This window comes from Pseudomonas sp. P8_241, from assembly GCF_034008315.1.
Taxonomy (GTDB): Bacteria; Pseudomonadota; Gammaproteobacteria; order Pseudomonadales; family Pseudomonadaceae; genus Aquipseudomonas.
Genome location: NZ_CP125377.1, coordinates 3,037,626 through 3,056,724 on the forward strand (window position 1 = coordinate 3,037,626; position 19,099 = coordinate 3,056,724).

General features: G+C 57.4%; 16 protein-coding genes, 2 tRNA genes and 7 pseudogenes. 18 read left to right on the plus strand and 7 right to left on the minus strand.

What is annotated here, in order from left to right; genetic code table 11:
- Position 1 precedes the first annotated feature (1 nt).
- From QMK58_RS13880 to QMK58_RS13925, 10 genes and pseudogenes are all read left to right on the plus strand, one after another.
- Positions 2–2,467 carry an efflux RND transporter permease subunit gene (locus QMK58_RS13880; RefSeq protein ID WP_320396458.1) on the plus strand — a complete coding sequence of 822 codons (2,466 nt, stop codon included), beginning with the start codon at positions 2–4 and terminating at the stop codon, positions 2,465–2,467.
- Positions 2,468–2,590: 123 nt separating this feature from the next.
- Positions 2,591–2,785: pseudogene (locus tag QMK58_RS13885) on the plus strand (aldehyde dehydrogenase family protein); the annotation flags it as partial.
- The gene (locus QMK58_RS13890) at positions 2,782–3,678 is read left to right on the plus strand and encodes an alpha/beta hydrolase (protein ID WP_320396459.1); all 897 of its coding nucleotides are present in this window, start codon (positions 2,782–2,784) and stop codon (positions 3,676–3,678) included. The pseudogene QMK58_RS13885 and the gene QMK58_RS13890, both read left to right, overlap by 4 nt.
- A 488-nt stretch (positions 3,679–4,166) precedes the next feature.
- Complete coding sequence (locus QMK58_RS13895) at positions 4,167–4,361, plus strand: hypothetical protein (RefSeq protein WP_320396460.1); 195 nt, start codon at positions 4,167–4,169, stop codon at positions 4,359–4,361.
- A gap of 303 nt (positions 4,362–4,664) precedes the next feature.
- Positions 4,665–5,168, plus strand: coding sequence for a LysR family transcriptional regulator (locus tag QMK58_RS13900; protein ID WP_320396461.1), 504 nt, complete (start codon positions 4,665–4,667; stop codon positions 5,166–5,168).
- Positions 5,165–5,485 (plus strand): LysR substrate-binding domain-containing protein, encoded by a 321-nt coding sequence (locus tag QMK58_RS13905; protein ID WP_413817415.1) that lies wholly within the window; start codon positions 5,165–5,167, stop codon positions 5,483–5,485. The genes QMK58_RS13900 and QMK58_RS13905 overlap by 4 nt, the downstream gene beginning before the upstream one ends.
- A pseudogene (locus QMK58_RS13910) lies at positions 5,485–5,595 on the plus strand (NAD(P)-dependent oxidoreductase); the annotation flags it as partial. The gene QMK58_RS13905 and the pseudogene QMK58_RS13910, both read left to right, overlap by 1 nt.
- Positions 5,596–5,786: 191 nt before the next feature.
- A complete protein-coding gene (locus QMK58_RS13915) occupies positions 5,787–7,103 on the plus strand; it encodes an alpha/beta hydrolase (RefSeq protein ID WP_320396463.1) in 1,317 nt (438 codons plus the stop codon).
- On the plus strand, positions 7,100–7,522 hold the full coding sequence (locus QMK58_RS13920; RefSeq protein WP_320396464.1) for a hypothetical protein: 423 nt from the start codon (positions 7,100–7,102) through the stop codon (positions 7,520–7,522). Before QMK58_RS13915 ends, QMK58_RS13920 begins: the two co-directional genes overlap by 4 nt.
- Positions 7,506–8,582 carry an alpha/beta fold hydrolase gene (locus tag QMK58_RS13925; protein WP_320396465.1) on the plus strand — a complete coding sequence of 359 codons (1,077 nt, stop codon included), beginning with the start codon at positions 7,506–7,508 and terminating at the stop codon, positions 8,580–8,582. The genes QMK58_RS13920 and QMK58_RS13925 overlap by 17 nt, the downstream gene beginning before the upstream one ends.
- 272 nt (positions 8,583–8,854) lie before the next feature.
- Here QMK58_RS13925 and QMK58_RS13930 read toward each other — a convergent pair whose 3' ends face one another.
- The 4 genes from QMK58_RS13930 to QMK58_RS13945 form a co-directional block, all read right to left on the minus strand.
- Positions 8,855–10,207, minus strand: coding sequence for an outer membrane beta-barrel protein (locus QMK58_RS13930; protein ID WP_320396466.1), 1,353 nt, complete (start codon positions 10,205–10,207; stop codon positions 8,855–8,857).
- 68 nt (positions 10,208–10,275) lie between these two features.
- Positions 10,276–11,886, minus strand: coding sequence for a bifunctional 3-(3-hydroxy-phenyl)propionate/3-hydroxycinnamic acid hydroxylase (locus tag QMK58_RS13935; RefSeq protein ID WP_053160791.1), 1,611 nt, complete (start codon positions 11,884–11,886; stop codon positions 10,276–10,278).
- A gap of 104 nt (positions 11,887–11,990) precedes the next feature.
- Positions 11,991–12,911: a VOC family protein gene (locus tag QMK58_RS13940; protein ID WP_320396467.1), complete on the minus strand. Its 921-nt coding sequence runs from the start codon at positions 12,909–12,911 to the stop codon at positions 11,991–11,993.
- 79 nt (positions 12,912–12,990) lie between these two features.
- Positions 12,991–13,824, minus strand: a complete 834-nt coding sequence (locus tag QMK58_RS13945) for a fumarylacetoacetate hydrolase family protein (protein WP_053160789.1) — start codon at positions 13,822–13,824, stop codon at positions 12,991–12,993.
- Positions 13,825–13,998: 174 nt separating this feature from the next.
- Here QMK58_RS13945 and QMK58_RS13950 point away from each other — a divergent pair, with 174 nt between their 5' ends.
- From QMK58_RS13950 to QMK58_RS13960, 3 genes are all read left to right on the plus strand, one after another.
- Positions 13,999–14,700 carry a GntR family transcriptional regulator gene (locus tag QMK58_RS13950; protein WP_320396468.1) on the plus strand — a complete coding sequence of 234 codons (702 nt, stop codon included), beginning with the start codon at positions 13,999–14,001 and terminating at the stop codon, positions 14,698–14,700.
- Positions 14,701–15,026: 326 nt separating this feature from the next.
- Positions 15,027–15,100, plus strand: a tRNA-Cys gene (locus QMK58_RS13955).
- 195 nt (positions 15,101–15,295) lie between these two features.
- Positions 15,296–15,382, plus strand: a tRNA-Leu gene (locus tag QMK58_RS13960).
- 82 nt (positions 15,383–15,464) lie between these two features.
- Here the strand turns inward: QMK58_RS13960 and QMK58_RS13965 are convergent.
- Positions 15,465–16,124 (minus strand): annotated as a pseudogene (locus QMK58_RS13965) (tyrosine-type recombinase/integrase); the annotation flags it as partial.
- On the opposite strand from QMK58_RS13965, the pseudogene QMK58_RS13970 reads away from it, so the two are divergent.
- From QMK58_RS13970 to QMK58_RS13980, 3 pseudogenes are all read left to right on the plus strand, one after another.
- A pseudogene (locus tag QMK58_RS13970) lies at positions 16,122–16,346 on the plus strand (phage tail protein); the annotation flags it as partial. The pseudogenes QMK58_RS13965 and QMK58_RS13970 sit on opposite strands and share 3 nt — an antisense overlap.
- A gap of 28 nt (positions 16,347–16,374) precedes the next feature.
- Positions 16,375–16,813, plus strand: a pseudogene (locus tag QMK58_RS13975) (hypothetical protein); the annotation flags it as partial.
- Between the two features lie 63 nt (positions 16,814–16,876).
- Positions 16,877–17,130, plus strand: a pseudogene (locus QMK58_RS13980) (IS30 family transposase); the annotation flags it as partial.
- 16 nt (positions 17,131–17,146) lie between these two features.
- Here QMK58_RS13980 and QMK58_RS13985 read toward each other — a convergent pair.
- Positions 17,147–17,281: pseudogene (locus QMK58_RS13985) on the minus strand (transcriptional regulator); the annotation flags it as partial.
- Positions 17,282–17,433: 152 nt separating this feature from the next.
- Here QMK58_RS13985 and QMK58_RS13990 point away from each other — a divergent pair.
- On the plus strand, positions 17,434–17,823 hold the full coding sequence (locus QMK58_RS13990; protein WP_053160786.1) for a hypothetical protein: 390 nt from the start codon (positions 17,434–17,436) through the stop codon (positions 17,821–17,823).
- Between the two features lie 61 nt (positions 17,824–17,884).
- Positions 17,885–18,211 carry a DUF6694 family lipoprotein gene (locus QMK58_RS13995; protein ID WP_053160785.1) on the plus strand — a complete coding sequence of 109 codons (327 nt, stop codon included), beginning with the start codon at positions 17,885–17,887 and terminating at the stop codon, positions 18,209–18,211.
- 134 nt (positions 18,212–18,345) lie between these two features.
- Here QMK58_RS13995 and QMK58_RS14000 read toward each other — a convergent pair whose 3' ends face one another.
- The gene (locus QMK58_RS14000) at positions 18,346–18,798 is read right to left on the minus strand and encodes a bleomycin resistance protein (protein ID WP_053160784.1); all 453 of its coding nucleotides are present in this window, start codon (positions 18,796–18,798) and stop codon (positions 18,346–18,348) included.
- Positions 18,799–19,099 lie beyond the last annotated feature (301 nt).

Genomic DNA, 19,099 nt, shown 5'->3' on the forward strand with positions numbered 1-19,099 from the left:
CATGCATTCTATTCACGAAGAAGCGCCTGTCATTGCCGACCTCAAGGACTTTGATCAGCGCTCCGGTTCCGCCTTGGAGCGGCTGCTGTTTAACCATCGACTGTGGGTGTTGCTGTTCTGCCTGTTTCTGACGGCGTTCTTCGTCGCTCAATTCAACGGCCTGAAGCTCAACGCCAATTTTTTGCGGATGATCCCCAACGACCACCCCTACATTCAGAACTACACCGCCCGCCAGGATGATCTGGCCGGGCAGGGCAACGTTGTGCGCATCGTGGTGGAGAACCGTAAGGGTAGAATCCTTGATGCCGACTACATGGCCACCCTGCAAAAGATCAGCGATGAGGTGTACCTGCTCGCTGGCGTTAACCGGCCGTATATGAAGTCGCTGTGGACGCCGACCATGCGGTGGCGCGGTATTACCGAAGTAGGCATCGAGGCCGGCCCGGTTATCGACTCCAACTACGACGGTTCTGCCGAGGCCTTGGCCCGCTTGCGTCTGAACATCGAGCGCTCCGGCGAAATCGGCAGCATTGTGGCGCCGGACTTCAAGTCGAGCATGCTACTGGTGCCATTGCTCGATATCGATACCGAGACGGGAAAACCCCTTGACTATGGCGCGTTCAGCGCCAAGCTCGAACACATCCGCGACAAATACCAGAGTGATTCGACCGGCATCTACATCGTTGGCTTTGCCAAAGTGGTGGGTGACCTGATTGCCGGGCTGGGCCAGGTACTAGTGTTTTTTGCCGTGGCCATTCTGATCGCCGGCGTACTGGTCTACAACTACACCCGCTGCGCTCGCAGCACGCTGGTGGTGCTGCTGTGTTCGATGGTGTCGGTGAGCTGGCTGTTGGGTATGTTGCCGCTGCTGGGCTACGACCTGGATCCCTATACCATCCTAGTGCCTTTTCTGGTGTTCGCCATTGGCATGAGCCACGGCGCGCAGAAAATGAACGGCATCATGCAGGACATTGGCCGCGGCACGCACAAGCTTATCGCCGCGCGCTACACTTTCCGCCGTTTGTTTATGGCCGGGCTGGTCGCGCTGGCGTGCGATGCAGTCGGCTTTGCCGTGTTGCTGCTGATCAACATTGAAGTGATCCGCCAGTTGGCAACGACCGCCAGTATTGGCGTGGCGTTTCTGATCTTCACCAATCTTATTCTGTTGCCTGTGGTGCTCAGCTATGTGGGAGTAGGGCACAAGGCCGCCGTGCGCAGCCTGCGTAACGAACAGGCCGACATGAGCAGCGGCATTCGCCATCCGCTCTGGCGTTTCCTTGACCAGTTCACCAAGCGAAAGGTGGCCGGCCCCACGCTCGTGGCGGCGCTGGTGTTGGGTCTCGTGGGTTTTACGGTCAGCCTGAACCTGAAAATCGGCGACCTCGATCCGGGGGCGCCGGAGTTGCGCACGGACTCGCGCTATAATCAGGACAACGCCTATATCACCTCGCATTTCGGCAACGCCAGCGACGTGTTTATTGTCATGGTCAACTCGCGTGAGGGGCAGTGCATGGACTACGCGCTGCTGGAGAAAATCGACCGCCTCGAATGGCAACTGCGTCAGCAACCAGGTGTGGCCGCGACCGACTCGTTTGCCTCGTTTATCAAGATCATGACCAGCCAGTTGACCGAGGGAAATCCCAAGTGGATTGGCTTGCTGCCCAACCAGGCGGTGATCAATAATCTGGTGAAATACGCGCCGCTGACGCTGGTCAGCCAGGTGTGCGATGTGTCGATGCTGCGGGTTTTTCTCACCGACCACAAAGCCGAAACCCTGGGTGGTGTGGTCAAGGTAGTCGAAGACTTTGCCGCGCAAAACAACAGTGCCGAGCAGCAGTTCAAGATGGCCGCCGGCACGGCGGGCATCGAGGCAGCCACCAATATCGTGGTGAAAAAGGCCAACCGCGAAATGCTGTTCTGGGTTTATGGCGCCGTGGTCCTGTTGTGCTTCCTGGTGTTCCGCTCCTGGCGCGCGGTGACCTGCGCCATCCTGCCGTTGGTACTCACTTCAATTCTCGCCGAGGCGTTGATGGTGTGGTTGGACATCGGCGTCAAGGTGGCCACCTTGCCGGTGATCGCCCTGGGCGTCGGCATCGGTATCGACTACGCACTCTACGTGTTGAGCATCCTACTGGTGCATATGCGCAATGGTGAGTCGTTGTCCGAGGCCTACTACCGCTCGTTGCTGTTTACCGGGCGGGTGGTGCTGTTGACCGGTGCCACGTTGGCAATTGGTGTGGCCACCTGGGTGTTCTCGCCGATCAAATTTCAAGCCGATATGGGCATTTTGCTGGCCTTTATGTTCCTTTGGAACATGCTCGGCGCGCTGATCCTGCTCCCGGCGCTCGCCAGCTTTTTGCTCAAGCCGGCGCTGCGGCCAATAGCGTCGTCCGCGCGGCACAAAGCCAGCAAGCACAGCGATAATGACCCATTGAGCCAGCGCGTTCTGGACAGCCTTCCCCATTGAGTTGGGCCCGTTTCGGCGGGCTCGTTGGAGTGACCAATGCAATTGCAAGACGCCTCACTGTTTTGTCAGCAGGCCTTTATCGACGGCGCATGGGTCTCTCCAAATACCGCAACAACAGCCAGCATGGTGGGTATCAACACCGGCCTGATCTCTAACGAAGTCGCGCCGTTTGGCGGCATCAAGGCGTCGGGTCCTGGCCGAGAGGGCTCGCAGTACGGCATCGAGTATTACCTGGAAATCAAATACATGTGCCTGGGCGTTAAGCCGAACGAGCTCAAACACGGTAAAACGTCATTCGCCTCGAGAGATAGGCTATGAGCCAACAGGAACTGCGGGCGATCGTCGCCATGCTGGAACAAATGCCGCCGCTGGGCACGCTGCCCATCGAACAGCAGCGACAACTAACCGAACAACTGTTATCAAAAGGTTCTATCGCCCCAGGTTGCAGTTTCGAGCCGGCGCAGGTGGGTGGTGTGCCCGGATTGTGGGCGCACCCCCAACGCGTCAAAGCGGGCAGGGTATTGCTCTATCTGCATGGCGGTGGTTACGCCGTCGGAAGTGCCAATGCCTACCGCTCGTTGGCCAGCCATCTGGCGGCAGCTTGTGAAGCGCGCGTGCTCACCATCGACTACCGGCTGGCACCTGAGCATCCGTTTCCAGCCGCTGTAGACGACGCGGTGGTCGCTTATCGCGGCTTGCTTGGCAGTGGCATCGATCCGCAGTGTCTGGCGGTGGCGGGAGACAGTGCGGGTGGTGGGTTAAGCATGGCGCTGCTGCTTGCAATTCGCGACGCCGGGCTAGCGCAGCCGGTTGCTGCGGCAGTCATGTCACCCTGGGTAGACATGACCCAGAGTGGCGCATCCTGGGCTAACAAACGCGCGGTAGACCCTATGCTAGGCCGCCTCGGTCAAGGCCCTTCGATGGCCGACCTCTATCTGAACGGTGTGGATGCTCGCCACCCGCTGGCATCGCCCGTCCTGGCAGACCTGCGCGGCCTCGCCCCAGTATTGATTCAAGTGGGCAGTAGCGAGTGTCTGTTGGACGACTCGACCCAGCTGGTGGCGCGCTTAGCAGCTGCTGATGTGAAAGTGGTGCTGGATGTCTGGCCGGGCATGATCCACGTCTTCCAAGGCATGGTGGACCAACTGGAGGAGGCTCTTGAAGCCATCGCAGGTCTTGCACGTTTCTTTGAACAGCAGTGGGGCGAATAGCTGTCTTAGTCATGTCATTCAAGTCTTGAGACCTGATGTGAAAAGAAAGTGAGCTGCTTTCTAAAGATAGGTTTTTTGTGTTCGGAAAATTTGTGTAATAGCTCCTTAAATCCCTGCGTGAGCTCAGTGATGAATATAAAAAAAATGCTCTTCACCACGGTAGTCTTTTGCCTGTTTATCCTGGCGGCCCTTGCAATCTTTAACCAGCCGCCAAGAGCTATCCATACCGATTATGCACCTGGTTGCCAGGTATATGGCTGTGCCTTACCGGTGGGTTTTAAAGGGTGGCCCCAGCTTTGACTCATGGACTTATTCTGAGTCCTGGCCAGTCACTCAAACAGTCGGATCAGTACCTTTGCTTTCGTCTCTTTCTTCCCAATCTGACAGCCCTGCAAGTGTCGTACCTGCGACCGAAAGCGCCTTTTATCAATTTGCTGTCGACCCTGAAATCAAAATTGTCTGACACGGCGCTCATTTTGGCTGGCGGCATGTCGCGCCAACGTGCGCAAGACCTGATCAATGACGGCCTCATCGACCTCGCTGTGTTTGGTACCGCTTACATCAGCAACCCCGATCTGGTGGCGCGCCTGGAGAACAACTGGCCTCTGACAGAAGCCAAGCGCGAAACCTTCTACGGCGGCTGGGCCGCAGGTTATGTCGATTACGCGCCTCATCAAGGGTAAGCAATCGCGACCTGGCAAGGTTCCAGTTCCTGAGCTATTGGCAGCCGTCACCGGTATTTGGTGCGGCTGCCTTTTCATGTCTGATGCAAACAGGTCTGGGCGGCGAGTCCAAGAGGACAATCAGGAGCCGTTCTGTTTTAGTACAGATCCACCGCGCCTTCTGTTGGAGAATTCCCCTATGCACCTCAAAGCGCACCGGTACTTTGCCATGGTTGCCGTGACCGGCAACTTCTCGGCGACGGCGCGACACTTTCGCGTCCCTGCGTCGTCCGTTTCACGCTTTATCGCAGCGCTGAAAGGGAGGTGGGCCAGCAGCTACTGTATCGCAATACTCGCACAGTCAAGCTGACGGAAGCGGGCGAGCGCTATTACGTGCAGATCCGCGAAGTATTGGAGTTGCTGGATGCCGCCGATGAGGACGTCACTGGTAAGGGAGGCGAGATCCGTGGTCTTGTGCGGATCAACGCGCCGGTTGCGTTCGGCAGTCTGCATATCGTGAAACTGTTGAATGGTCTGTATGACAAGTATCCGCAATTGACTGTTGAACTGACGGTCACCGATGCCTTTATCGACCCGGTTCAAGAGGGCGCAGACATCATATTTCGGGTGGGGCACTTGGGGGACTCCGGATTGATTGGCCGGAAAATTTGCAACCAACAATACGTTTTATGCGCTAGCGAAAAATACCTGGCGAAGTATGGGAAAGCCGTTTCGCCAGAGGATCTGCAGAGCCACGCATGTCAGGTCTACAAGGGAACCGGTGCCCGCAGCGCTGGTATTTTAGGAAACCGGCCAGTGACAAGGTGAAAATCATCGAGGTGCATGGCCCGCTCAGAAGTAACAATGGCCAGGTACTGGTAGAGGCGGCGCTCGCGGGGCGGGGGATTGTGTTTTTTCCTTCTTGGCTCTTCAGTAGAGAGAGTTTAATAAACAAGCAGCTCATTAAGCTTTTGCCGGATTGGGAGGGGGCGGTCGAGCAGACGCCAAGCCAGATCCATTTGATTTCCTCCGAGAATCGACTCCGCTCTCAGAAAGTTCGCGTGGTGTGGGATTACTTCATCAGTGCGATTGGCGATCCGCCATATTGGGATGATCTGAATGGACAGCCGGCCGCCTTCCGATGACTGCGCGGGTGTCTGGCGCACGAATGGGCATCGTCGGTTTGGGCCGTATAGGCAGAGCAGTGGCTGCACGAGCCCAGGCGTTCGGTATGAGCATTGCGTATACGGGGCGTGCTACTTCATTGAGTGTGGCGTGTATCTGTTCGTCAGTTCGAAAGATGCCAAAGCCGTGAGCGGGTTGAAATCGTGTCTGCCGGCCTGAAAAAAAGCTTACCCCCCCCATTGAGGGTAGCCACTGCAACCGTGGCGCTCAGTAAGCTGTTGCTCGTGCACGGCATACGGAAGCCCTGCGAGTGGAGTGGCAATGAAAAACAATCAAAAACAACGGGTGGTCCCTGAGCCATCGGCTGTCGGCATGCCTCGCGTATTGCGCGCACACCAACCCGATAGCGAGGCCCGTGCGTTCCTGCGCCTGGCCAACTTATCCGCCAGCCTTCGCCCGGCAGAGAACTACTCGCTGCCCAGGTTGCGCCAGGGCTGGCGATTGACGGCACTTGCTCTGGGGCGCAATCCGCCTGTGAGGTCGGTGACTGAGCAACTGATCAAGGGACCGGGCGGTGCAATCGCTTTGCGCATCTTCAAACCTGACGAGGCCACGCAGCTGCAGCCTGCGTTTATGTGGTTTTTCGGCGGTGGGTTCATCATTGGCGATCTGGACACCGCCGATGGAATCTGCCGCAGCATTGCTCTGGCAGCCAACTGCATCGTGATCGCCGTGCGCTATCGTCTGGCGCCGGAGCACGATCTGTCTGCGGGGCGTGCCGATGCGCTCGCGGCGCTTGAATGGGTGGCAAAAAATGGCGAGCAACTAGGAATTGATACGACTCGCCTGGCAATTGGTGGCGACTCGGCCGGCGGCAATCTCTGTGCGGCCGTCGCTCAGGAAAGCCTGCGTCGCGGCGGCCCGGCCCTGAGTCTGCAAGTGCTGGTTTACCCGGCAACCGAGTTGGTGGATAGGTTCCCTTCCTATGCGGAGAACGCGTACGGGCGGACCCTTCTGACCGATCATGCGGTGCAATGGATCGAGCGAACCCTGGCACCCTCGCTCGCCACACTGGACTTGCTCGATCCCTGGTATTCGCCACGCCGCAACCCCGATATGCACGACCTGGCACCGGCCGTTATCGTCAGTGCCGGTTTCGACCCAATCCGCGACGATGGCCTGGATTATGCCGCCCGCCTGCGCGCTGATGACGTGCCGGTGGAACTGTTGCACTACAGCGGTCAGTTCCATGGTTTCCTCAATTTCGATTCGGTCAACGGTGCCAGCCGCGATGCGCTGCAGCGCATCGGCAATGCATTGAAGGGCGCATTCGCGCGGCAACCGGCGGCGGACCGGACGATTGAAATCGCTGACTGCCTGCCACGCAAGCCTTCGCGCCTGCGTACCGTCACCGACGAGCTCGCGACTACTACATTGACCACGTGGGTTGTCACCGAACGGTGGGGCATCGCCTTGTTACGCCTGCTGTCGCCAAAGGCGAGCAGAGCCTGCGAGGTGTTGATCAAGCCGTGGTGCTTGCCGACCGTCATGATGCGGCGCAAAGCCATTTGCAGTCTTGATCGAATGGCTGCTCGGCAAACCTGGCCAACAGAAAAAAACTGCACTGTGAACCCTTGATCGAGGAGTACATCATGGCATTGCCTGATCCGTTCAAACTGTATCGTGAGGCTGTCACCCGGTTCGAAAACGGCGTCAATGCCTTGGCCGCGCGAAATATCGACTCGAAAGAACTGGGTCTCGTGATCGACCAATACACCAGGGTTTCGCTTGGCTTGCAGCACCTGACGCAAACATCGCTGGAGCGTTTGTACAAGCGTCTGGACGTGCCAGGCCGTGGCGAAATCGACGCCCTTGCCGCGTCCCTGCGGCGGGTTGAAGACAAGCTTGACCGATTGCTTGCGCCGCCCACCAGCACGGCAATTGCACCTCGCCCCCCACGCACGCGAGGTCCACTGGCGGAAGCAGGCCCGGCGCTTCTCAAGCCGGCCTCCAAACGAAAAAAAAAGGAGGGGATCAAAGATGACTCGGCCGAATGACAACAAGGTCGCCGACTCGTCGTTGGCTGGCAGATTGCGCTCGGAGCTCGGCATGATGGTCCAGCGCGGCCTCAAGGGCATTGAGTATCTCGGCACCCCGCCACCGGCCGTAGGCCTGTCGCCCAAGACCCTGCTGCACCGCCGCGGGACCTTGTGCCTTTACCACTATCACGCAACAGCGGACGAGATTTACCGCGTGCCGTTGTTGTTCGTAATGGCGACGACCAGCAAGGCTGACATCTTCGACCTGACCAAGGGGCAGAGCCTGATCGAGTTTTTGCTCGCAAGGGGTTACGACGTCTATGTCATGGACTGGATCGCGCCCACCCGGGAAGAGTCCCACCTGAAGCTCGAACACTATGTGCTCGACTTCATTCCCGATTGTATCCGTCGAGTACAACAAGACACGGGTGTGGAAGACGTCACGCTGATTGGCTACTGCATGGGCGGTGTCCTGGCGACAATTTACGCCGCACTGCATCCCGGCGGCCCGCTGAAGAACCTGGTCTGTTTCACCACCCCCATCGACTGGACGAAAATGCCCCTGGCCAAACAACGGCACATCAACATCGAGCGCTTGATCGATGCGACAGGCCTTGTCCCGCCGGAGACCATCATCAAAGCAATTGAGCTGCATCGCCCCGCGGGCCGTATTGCCGGGAAGGCCCGCCTCCTGGACAACTTGTGGAACGAGGACTACGTCAGGGGTTACCGGATGATGGCGCGTTTCAGTGCCGAGACCTTGCCGCTTTCCGGCGAATATTTGCGGCAGATTTACCACGAACTGGGTAAAAACAACTCACTTTGCGAAGGCGGCATGCGCATCGGTGGCCAAGAGGTTGATCTGAAAAATATCGAAGTCTCGTTACTGCACGTGATCGCGCAATACGACTCCCTGGTGCCACCGGACTGCGCACAACCGCTGGTGGCTCGCGTGAGTTCGCTCGACAAGGAGGAGCTGATGCTGCCGGGCGGTCATGTCAGCCTGGTGGCGGGGCCGGCCGCGGTCAAACGGATGTGGCCCAGGCTCGATCAATGGTTGGGCGACCGATCAGTCTGAAAACCAATGCTGCAGCCGGTGTGAAACCTCGGATCATCCGTACAGGGTCGAGCGAGACGTGTAATTCGAGGGTGTTTGAGCGTTCTCCCGGTAGTCCCTGGCGGGCGAAACCATTGGCACGATCATCGGTAGCGGTGTCGGTGGCGCAGTCGGGCACGCCCTGATCAAAGCGTAGTGATCTGCCCATAGCGGTCTGGCTCAAACATCGACGGTCATTCAGGAGGGGCAGCGGGAGCTCGTTACCCCGGAGCATTCAAAACTTCATGTCAGAATTACACCAGTGTTTCCACGGTTCCAGTCAGCTGGTTTCGTGCATCACCCTGGCCGAAAGGGCGCGCATCGCCGTCACCATTAAACCAGTCGTAGCGCAGTTCCGGGCGCAGCGACAGGTATTTGTTGAAGTCGTAGCGCAGGCCGGTGGTCAGCGCATTGAGCGCGCCACGAGCAATGGAAGAGGGGAACAGAACGTAGCCGTCCGGGTCGTCGAAATGCTCGGCCCGTACGGAAAACGACAAGTCCTTGCGTTGCTGGTAAGTCAACACGACGTTGGCTCCCCACCAATGCGCGCCATCAAAACCGGGACCGGTGACGATGTCCACGGTCGATGCATTGCCATCGCCCGATTGACGACCGTAGACCATTTCGCCGCCCATCGACCACCGCTCATTGAATTTGTGCCAGCCATTGAGCGAGTGCTGTTGCTTGAATTGGCCATCTTCGGAGATCACGCGGCCGCGGGGTGTTTGTATGTCGCTGCGACTGTCGTTTTGTGAATCGCCAACGAGAAACTCATAGTCGATCCAGGTGTTCATGTCGGGCGTGCGCCAGCGCAGGGCGCCCAGCATCGCCTTGCGGTTGTTGTCGCGCAGGTTGTTCCAGCCTTGCACAACGCCCAACTCCGCACCGAGAATCCCGGACTCACCGTTGTACAGGCGGGTGCCGAGCAATACGCCGCCGACGGTGCCGGGCTCGCTGACGAAGGCATAGCTCTTGCTGCCAAAGGGATTGCGCGCGGCGCGGATGTTGGGCGGGATTTCATAGCCCAGTGCCGGGCCGAATACCCCGGCCATGGCGGTGATGCCAGGACCGTAGGGTAAGTAGGCGGTCGCGGCGATGTTCGGCACGGCGAGGAACTTCTGTTTGTCCCGCTGGGCTTTGGCCAGGTCGTCATCGCCGGGGGAGTTGACGTCCCAATGCATGTCCCAGCCCTGGGTGCGAGCGAATTGGGCGTTACGGCCGTAGTTTGCTTCGAAGGTAAAACCGAAGGAGGCTTCAGTCGGTTTCGGGCCGGGCAGGGGTGTGATGCGCGGCACCATGTCGCCTTTGAGTGCCTTGTCGACGAACAGATGCAGGCTGCCCCATTCCAGGCCTTCGTCGGCGAAACCGACCACGGGCAGGTTACTCAGGCCGTCCTGGCGCTCGTCGTGGGTTGAGCGGTTGTTGCGTGAGTAGGCGGCGTCAAACAGACCTGAGACCTGAATCCCGTAGTCCTTTTCCAGCGTGTCGCCGAAAAGGCTGCGAAACAGCGTGCCTTCGCCTGTCTCGGGGCTTTCGGCGGCGTGGCTATTGAGCGTTGCGAAGGCGGCCAAAACCGCACCAAGCGTTTTCACCTTGATGTTGTGCATTGTCTGTCTCTTGTTTTTGTTGTCAGAGTGCTGAAAGGGGGGGCATCCATGCCCCCGAGAAACCGGTGTCAGACGTGACAGGCCCGGGCGCCACTGGCGACAGGGGCGTTCTGCTGCAATTGCCGGCGCAGGGAGTCGAGGAGTTTCGGCAGGGCCGACAGTTGCGCTACTCCACCGAAGCAGTAGTAATCCGGGCGCACGACCAGGACCTTGAGCCCGGCTTCTGCCATGAACTGCAGGTACTTGCCGGAGACGTCGCGGTAGATGCCTTTGGCGCTGTTGGCCTGCGCTGCCAGTCGCACGACCTGCACGCCGTAGGCGCGAATGAAGTCCAGTTGCTGTGCATCGAGCAGTGTCAGCGGATCTTCGTCACCGCTGACCAGCAGGTGGAAACCGCGGTCGATGACGTCGTCGTAGCGGCTGACCTTGCCATCGATCTCGATCGAACCGTGTACTCCGAGAATGCCGCGCAATTGACCTTCCTCCTGCAACAGACCGTCGGTCAAACCCGGGAACGGTGGCAGTGGCGCCACGTTGCCGCTCAGGTACGCCGTGTCACGTTTGGCAGCCTTCACCGGATCGGACACACAGACCACTTTGCCCATGGCCATGGAGGCTTCGATCACGGCGCGGATCTGTGGCTTGCGTTCCAGGGTGTAGCTGTCCAGCAAACTGTTGTCCGCCAGGCCGCGCAGTAGCAGGTCGAGGCGCCAGGAGAGATTCCATGCATCGCGGATCCCCGAGCACATGCCCTGGCCCATGAACGGCGGCATCACGTGGGCCGCATCGCCGGCGAGCATCACCCGGCCGCTGTGCCAGTTCGCGGCAATGCGCGAGCGGAACTGATAGACCGCGTGGCGCACCAGGTCGGCGGTGTCCGGCGTGACCCAACGCGACAGCAGCGACCAGACCTTGTCGGTGTCTTGCAGGTCTTCGAGGGTCTCGTGGGGCAGGCGCATGAACTCCCAGCGGCGATAACCGGGGCCGCCAGGGACCATGGTGGTCGGACGCTCGGGGTTGCACCATTGGCCGATGTCCGGCACATCCAGTTCCACACCCGGCTTGGGCTGCAGGTCGACCACCAGCCAGTCTTCCTGGAACCCCAGGTCTTGCCATTCAATATTCAGTGACTGGCGCACGAAACTGTTGGCGCCGTCGGCACCGATCACATAGCGGGCGCGGACGCTTTGCTGCTCTTCGCCGAGCGAGAAGTTGCCGTCTTCGCGAATCACCCGATTGAGCATCATGTCGCAGCCATTGGCGTCTTGCTTGAGCGCGGTAGCTTCCCAGCCCTGATGAATCTGCACGTTGCCGATACTTTTGGCCTTGCGATCCAGTACAGCTTCCAGGGATGGCTGGTTGAACAGGTAACCGAACGGACCGTCGCTGATGGATTCGGCTGACCAGTCGATCTCCACCAGCACTTTCCAGTCGGCGTTGAACCACTGGTAGCGCGCCGATGGCTGGGAGATTTTTGCCAGCTCCTCACCAAGCCCCATGGAGAGGAAGATACGGCGGATTTCATGATCGTAAAAAACCGCGCGGGGCAGGGGATAAAGCGCCGGCCACCGTTCAAAGACGGCTACGGAGTAACCCATCTGGCCCAACAGAATGGCCAGGGTCTGGCCGACGGGACCGTAACCGGCAATGGCGACATCGACTGTGGTGTGCTGATTCATGACTGTACCTCGTGTACTTCGCAATGATTTCCGGACATGGCCGGGCCCGTCGCGCGGTTCAATGGAATCGCGCGATGCAGGAAGTCAGGTTTTTTAGAGGTGGCTCAGGTGGGCGCCGGAGCGTGCGCTTCAGTGTTGAAAATGAAGTTGTCCGGAACGTCCGGGCCCCACAGGTACAGGGAGTTTTCCGGCGGATAATCGCCAGCGGGCCATTCACTGCCTTCGGCGATGTAGTCCATGTCTGCCGAGTATTCGCAGAAGGAACCCCACGGGTCCTGCACATAATGGAAGTAGTTCGAGCCCAGGCAATGACGGCCAGTGCCCCAGCCTTTGGTGTGTCCCGCTGCGGCCATTTGCGCGGCGCCGGAGCCGACTTCATCAATGCTGTCGACTTCCCATGCCGCGTGGTGCCAGCCCTTGGCGCTGCTTTTGGCAAACGCCACCAAATGGTGATCGCAGCCGTGAGCGGCGTGACTGAAGGCGATGACGTCCATCGACTTGTCCGAGAGCTTCAAGCCCAACGCGTGTTCATAGAAGTGCAGGGCGCCGAGCACGTCCGGGGTGAACAACAGCACATGGGACAAGCGGCGAGGGCGGACCTGTGCCAGGGCATCACGCGTTGTTGCGCCACGGCTATTGGCGGGGGTGTCACTGCTGCGGTGGGCGGTCTTGTGGTCGGGCATGGTTTTTTCGCCGACCTTGACCTGCAACAGATTGCCGTCCGGATCACGGAACCAGATGCCGGCACCTGGACGATCTTCAAAACGGCCGCCCGCGGCTTCGATCTGCTGACGCAGCGCAGCGAAGTCCTGTTCGTAGCAATTGAAACTCAGGTAGGCCAGGGATTTGGAGGCAGCCGGCAGGATCTTCGCCCACACATGTCCGTCGGCCGCCCTCAGGAGAAGTTGGTCCGAGCCACGTTCTACGTCGAGCCCGAAGCTTTCAAAGAATTGGCAGGCTTCGTCCAGCGACGGAACGTTCAGCGCGTAGTGATCAATTGAATGCACACCATGGGACACGCTCATGATTGCCTCCATTTTTAATTATTGTAATTGTAGCGTGCAGGGCTTGAGGACAGCCCTGCACGAGTTTTGAACGGTGTTGTCAGGCTTCGTCGACTACCGGGTTGACCAGCTTGCCGATGCCCTCGATGGACACTTCGACCACGTCGCCGGCCTTGAGGTACACCTTTGGATTCATACCGAAACCCACGCCGGCCGGGGTGCCGCTGACGATCACGTCGCCGGCTTCCAGGGTCACCGCTTCACTGAGCGTGGAGATGATAGTGGCGACATCGAACAGCATGTCGTCGGTGTTGGCCGATTGCACGACCTTGCCGTTGACCCGGGTTTCCAGCAGCAAGCCTTTGCCGCCTGCTGGCAATTCGTCGGCGGTGACCAGGACCGGGCCGAATGCACCGGTGTCATCGAAGTTTTTGCCGACGGTCCACTGCGGCGAAATGAACTGGTAGTCACGTACCGAGCCTTCATTGAACAGTGCGTAACCGGCAACGTGTTCGAGCGCATCTTCCTTGCGAATGTGACGACCGCCACTTTTCAGGACCACGGCCATTTCACCTTCGTAATCGAGGGTGTCGGAAACGCGCGGACGCACCAGCGGTTTGTTGTGGGCCGTCAGGCTGGAGTTCCAGCGCGGGAACAGGGTTGGGTAGCTTGGTTGAGCGTAAGGCGACTCTTTGGTGTGGTCGGCGTAGTTCAGACCCACACAAACGATCTTCGTAGGGCGCGCCATCAATGGCAGATAAGCGTCTTCGGCGATGTCGACCAGCGCCCCGTTGGCTTCGGCACCATGGGTAGTCAAGTCGACGCCGCGGGCCAGCAGCGATTCAAGAGATTCGGTACCGAGCACGCGCACGCCTTCGGCAGTGACGACACCCAGGACAGGTTGACCTTGATTGAGGAAGCGGACGTAGCGCATGACGGTTTCTCTTGTTGGATTTGAAAAGGGGCGGCGCTCAAAGGCAGCCGATCGCGTAGTCACTAAGCTAAAACCAATAAAATATATCGTCAACAAAAAATATATATTCCTGCAGATGTGAGAAATTTTGCCTTCTGTGTATGATTCAGCAGAACAAGGCGTAAGGAGTCGAGCGTGAATTCCCCTCAGATCAGTTGGCAACCCGTAGACGTCGCGGAAAAACGCACGATGGCCTCGCAACTCGAAGCCAGGATTCGCCAGGACATCATCAATGGCCAACTGGCCCCAGGCAGTCGCCTGCGCCTCAAGGAGCTGGCCGACGCCTATGACGTGGGTGTGATTCCCTTGCGTGAAGCCTTGTCGCGCCTGGCCAGCAGCGGCTTCGTTTCGGCGGCGGATCAGAAGGGTTTCAGTGTCGGGCGAATTTCCGCAGCGGAAATCGCCGACATCACCGCTGCACGATTGCACATTGAATGCAAAGCGTTGGCCGACTCCATTCGTCAGGGTGATGTGGAGTGGGAGAGTCGGGTCCTCGCCGCTCATCACAGGCTCGATCGCTTGACCATCGTCGAAGGCCCGGAGCGCTTGCTCAAGCCGGAATGGGAAAACGCCCACGAACTGTTCCATCAGGCGTTGATTTCCAGCTGCAATTCACCAACGCTCCTGCGCTTGTGCACATCACTGCGCGATCAGACCGCGCGCTATCGCTTTCTTTCGATGCATTACAAAGAGAGCAGCCAGCGTGATGTTCCCGACGAACATCGACAGCTGATGGATGCGGCGCTGGCCAAGGACATCGACAAGGCGTGCGAACTGTTGTCCAGCCATTATCAGACCACTACCGACTCGGTGTTGAAGCACGCGTTATTGGCTTAAGCCTCAATACTCAGCGGCAAGCCTGGAAATCGAAGCTTTAATGCATTCGCAGTAAAAAGAATGTTTTGATGGCGAAACGCCCTGTCGTCGGGTGTACGCGAACGGAGGAAGGACCTTCATGGGGTTATCCGATTCGCGAGCGGAATTTTTTTTGAAATCAAGGGGTTGCCAGCCTCAAAAAATGAGTACATAATTCACGCCATCGAAAGCACTGACGGCTAAAAAAGCTCAATGTTTTCAAGGAGATAGGGTGTTAATTAGACTCTCTGTCCCCGCTCCAAGTTTTTACGCATTTGATGTTGTGCTACTGACAGCAAATGTTTTGAGGCCGAGTAGCAAAATGGTTATGCAGCGGATTGCAAATCCGCCTACGCCGGTTCGATTCCGACCTCGGCCTCCACTTATAAACAGGCTCCGTAGATCTATGATTTACGGAGCTTTTTTATTTGTAATACTTGCAAGATTTAGTCTTGAAAAGGGGTTTTGTAAACTTGCTTCACCGGGGCGGGATGTATATTCTCCCACCTCTGCTGCAAATGCGTCAGGACGGCCAGAGTGTATTTCGGCAAGTTTTAGACGGCTTCACCGCGCTACCGCCCGAATGGCGAAACTGGTAGACGCATGGGACTTAAAATCCCCCGCTCGTAAGGGCGTGCCGGTTCGATTCCGGCTTCGGGCACCATTTAAAATCAAGGGTTTGCGGGCGAAAGCTGATGCAAACCCTTTTTTGTTTCTGGTCCGCAGTTTTGGAGTTGGTCCGGAATTCACTTGGTTGGCGAAAATTTTTTGCCTTTACGGTTGCGGATGTACTGCTCCGTCATAACAACGGTGGTATGCCCAAGTTGATCTTTGGCTTGCATCATGTCACCACTGGATTCTGCCTTATCCGTACCGGCTTTTGCTCGCAAAACGCGCATTTTAAACTCCGGTTTGGAAACACCAGCGGCCTCCCTGGCCATGTCAAACCTCCTGCGCAACATCGCCACCGTCATCGGTGCGCCATCCTCTGACACGATCAGCCGCGTCGAGCGGACCTTGTGCCCCGACTTTCGGGTCATGATTCGATCAATCAATACCTTCAACTCACCAGTTACCTCGATTCGTCGTTTAGCCTTTGTTTTCCCCTGAAGTAACCATATTTGGCTGTCGCGGACATCGCGCTCGTCCATCAGTCGTGTGTCAGTCACTCGTTGTCCGGTCAGATAGGCCAAGTCCATGGCATCTTGCAGGCCGGTATCAGCCTTATCGTGCACGCGCTTGAGCAGTTCGACGTAAGTATCCCGACCGGTCTCTTTATTACCCTTGACACCAGCGCAGGGGTTGGCCAATGACGTGTAACCCTTGTCTCTGGCGTAGTTCCATATTGCGCTCAGCAGCGCCTTTTCTCGATTCGCTCGGACCGGTGCTGACTTGCGCCTGCCGCGTTGGGCAACATCTTCCCCACCGAGTGGTTTGCCGGCGACATGTCGCCGATTCCCGACGCGGTGAAGCCGTTCCCGCACCTACTGATTCTCTACCCCCTGAAGGTCAATGAACGGCCTTTCTACTTTAACCTGGACACGGCAGCCTTCGATGAACTGCGCCGGCAGACGGCGTTTCGCTGGGCCGCGCAGGAACGTTTGACCCGACGCCCGGCGCAGCAGGCATACCTGGTGGAGTCGGTCCTTGCTATCCATGTCTGCACCTATCATCCCTTGGATGGGTGGCAAACGCCGCCTGGCCGATCGCCTCATTCCGTTGTTTCCACCCGATGAATGCTACGTCGAAGACTCACCGACAGCGCGCCGCCCGATTTTTCTACCTGCAGCACCATGCCTTCGCGGGCAAGGTCTCCGGGCAAACCTTCGGCACCGCCACCACCACCCCGTCGATCAACCTACTTCGTATCGAAGAAAACCTCTCGAACGCTTGGCAACGCCTGGCCGGTACCTACGTGGAAAACCTGCCGTGGTTGGAATGCGCCGAGCGCTATGACCGGGCGCACACCTTCCATTACATGGATCCCCTGTACTGGCAGACCACAGGCTACGGGGTGGATTTTCCGTTCGAAAACTATGAGCGCATGGCCGACTTCATGCGGCGGTGCAAGGGTAGGGTGATGGTCAGCATCAATTTGTGGATTCAACCGGTCGATGCAACACAACTAAATTCTGTGTAAGCAGAAGGAGTGTTGCAGATGAAACAGAGACCTCGGATCTATTACATCGAAAGCCAGAAAAAACTGATGTTGGATCACTGGCACAAAGGTGACTCTCTCCAGCACATAGCCCAACTATTTGATCGAAACCATTCATCGATACACGCATCTTGGCGCAAACATTCGGTATCAGACCCGCTGTACGCCGCAGGTCCAGATTGGCGCTGACGTTGGCTGAGCGCGAAGAGATTTCGCGTGCAGTGGTGGCAGGTAACTCGATCCGTTCCATGGCCGCCTGTAGCCGTACTACCCCAACAGGTCGCGAAGCTTTTGCGCGAATTCCATTTCGCGCTTCAGACCGTCGTCGTTTTTCAGGGTTTAGAGCTCGGCCAACTGGGCGGCGAGCTGTTGTTCAAGTGCACGGAATTATGCGAGACGGGACATTTTCTGCTCCAGTTCAGGTTTGTTCGAATAAAGGCCGGCCGCTCTAGAATGACCATCTTGGGTGACTTCGCACTGAAAACGTTCTAGTATCTGAGCGCTGAAGATGTCACTGAGCCATCAAGCGTACTAGATCGTAATATAGGGAATTCAGTTTGAACAAAGTAAGCTTTTTCGCAGCAGCAGCTCTGTCTGTCGCACTACTCAGCGGCTGCGCTGGCGTGCAGAAAGTCGCAGACAAACTGGACATGAAGACCGGCACCTACGTATCACCTGAACAGCTGGCTACTTTCGTCAAGGGCAAGACCCGCCAGGCCGACGTGATCTCCGCAATCGGCTACCCGCCGGCTCGTAACGAGATCAGTGGCAAGGAAATCTGGACGTACAACTACACCCTGATCACCGCTATCCCTTTCGTCGGTGAGAACAAGTCGGAGTCGACCGTTTTCGAGTGGAGCAAAGCAGGCGTGCTGGCCAATGCCTACAAGGCAAATGGCACCGCTGGCGGTAGCAGCAATCCAATGCTGAACGCAGCCGGCCTGTAATTAAAAGCCTCTCTGATATGCTCGGTGATGCTTCGTTTTCGACATCGATAAGGATAATTGTGTGAAACAAGTTAATTTTTTTGGCGTGGCTGCACTGACCCTGGCACTGGGCATGCTCGCTGGCTGCGGCGAAAAAAAGATTGATGGCAGCTCGTACGAATCGTTCGGTGAATCGGTTCAGGCAATGATGAAGAGCCTTCCTGCCGATAAGCAGCGTGAGTTCTCGTCGACAGTGACAAAAGCAATGGGACTAGGCGTCGCTGAAGAGGGTAAATCTTTTGCGCAATCCGTTGACGGAAAAAATGCTGAAGAACTCATGGCCTACGCGAAAGCTGGTATCGAAAAAAAGAACTTCGGCGGTAATAAGCCTATTCAATTCAGACCATAAGTCTTAGGTTGCGAAAAAAGCCGAGGCCACGGCCTCGGTTTTTTTGATGCCAATGTGTCGTCAAGCCATTCCTGTCGACAGACAATTCTCGTTGTCCGCTAGGCTGAACTCGTTCCTTAGAATGCCGTGTCGCTTCATTTCTTGCAGGTAACTTCTCTAGAAAGGTCGCCCGGTCGCTCACCCAAACGCTCTACCAACCTAACGAGATAGCCGTCGGGATCCTGGACGATGAATTCGCGCTGGCCGACTTCTACATTGTTAGCCCGGTACCAAGTGTCTTTGCACTCTAGATAGAGTGGAAACCCAGCCTGACCAAGTTTTTGGATGATGGGTGCGACAGCCACAACGTCAATCTGGATGTTGATTCCTCTTCCAAACGGCTTTGTCAGGGGGGCCGTTAGCCATTGGCTGGCGTGCGGGTCAACCTGCTCAAGCATTACTTGTGCACCGTTATAGTCCAGGTAAGCGAAACCGTCTTCTGGGCGTTGATAGGCCACTTCAAATCCAAGGCAAGAATCCCAAAAAGCCAGACTGCTATCCAGGTCAGTGACCATTAATTCCGGAACCAGTTTGCTACGTTCGAACATGAGTGACGTCCATTTCAATCGGCTCATTCGCCGGGAGGGAGCATTGTAAAACGTTGATCGGCGAAATCAGACTCTGCTAGCGGGGCGGGGAAGGGCAGCCATCGATGGCGCTGGAGCCCATCGGTGACGTATTACCTGCAAAGGCCGAAGCGGCCTGCTATCGATAGTTCGACTATTCTGCCATGGCGGCGTGATTCATACCAAAAAGCCTCCAGAGTTCCCGGGGCGGTTCATAATGAAAAGCTGCGATGTAGAAACTAATGTTTGTAGTAGCCACGGATTACATAGGCAGGCCAGCGAG

Excerpts from the sequence above, each read along its gene's own strand:
- QMK58_RS13895 (WP_320396460.1), top strand. The coding sequence starts at position 4,167 with ATGTCGCGCCAACGTGCGCAAGACCTGATCAATGACGGCCTCATCGAC.
- QMK58_RS13880 (WP_320396458.1), top strand. The coding sequence starts at position 2 with ATGCATTCTATTCACGAAGAAGCGCCTGTCATTGCCGACCTCAAGGAC.
- QMK58_RS13930 (WP_320396466.1), bottom strand. The coding sequence starts at position 10,207 with ATGCACAACATCAAGGTGAAAACGCTTGGTGCGGTTTTGGCCGCCTTC.
- QMK58_RS13890 (WP_320396459.1), top strand. The coding sequence starts at position 2,782 with ATGAGCCAACAGGAACTGCGGGCGATCGTCGCCATGCTGGAACAAATG.
- QMK58_RS13925 (WP_320396465.1), top strand. The coding sequence starts at position 7,506 with ATGACTCGGCCGAATGACAACAAGGTCGCCGACTCGTCGTTGGCTGGC.
- QMK58_RS13935 (WP_053160791.1), bottom strand. The coding sequence starts at position 11,886 with ATGAATCAGCACACCACAGTCGATGTCGCCATTGCCGGTTACGGTCCC.
- QMK58_RS13940 (WP_320396467.1), bottom strand. The coding sequence starts at position 12,911 with ATGAGCGTGTCCCATGGTGTGCATTCAATTGATCACTACGCGCTGAAC.
- QMK58_RS14000 (WP_053160784.1), bottom strand. The coding sequence starts at position 18,798 with ATGTTCGAACGTAGCAAACTGGTTCCGGAATTAATGGTCACTGACCTG.
- QMK58_RS13945 (WP_053160789.1), bottom strand. The coding sequence starts at position 13,824 with ATGCGCTACGTCCGCTTCCTCAATCAAGGTCAACCTGTCCTGGGTGTC.
- QMK58_RS13915 (WP_320396463.1), top strand. The coding sequence starts at position 5,787 with ATGAAAAACAATCAAAAACAACGGGTGGTCCCTGAGCCATCGGCTGTC.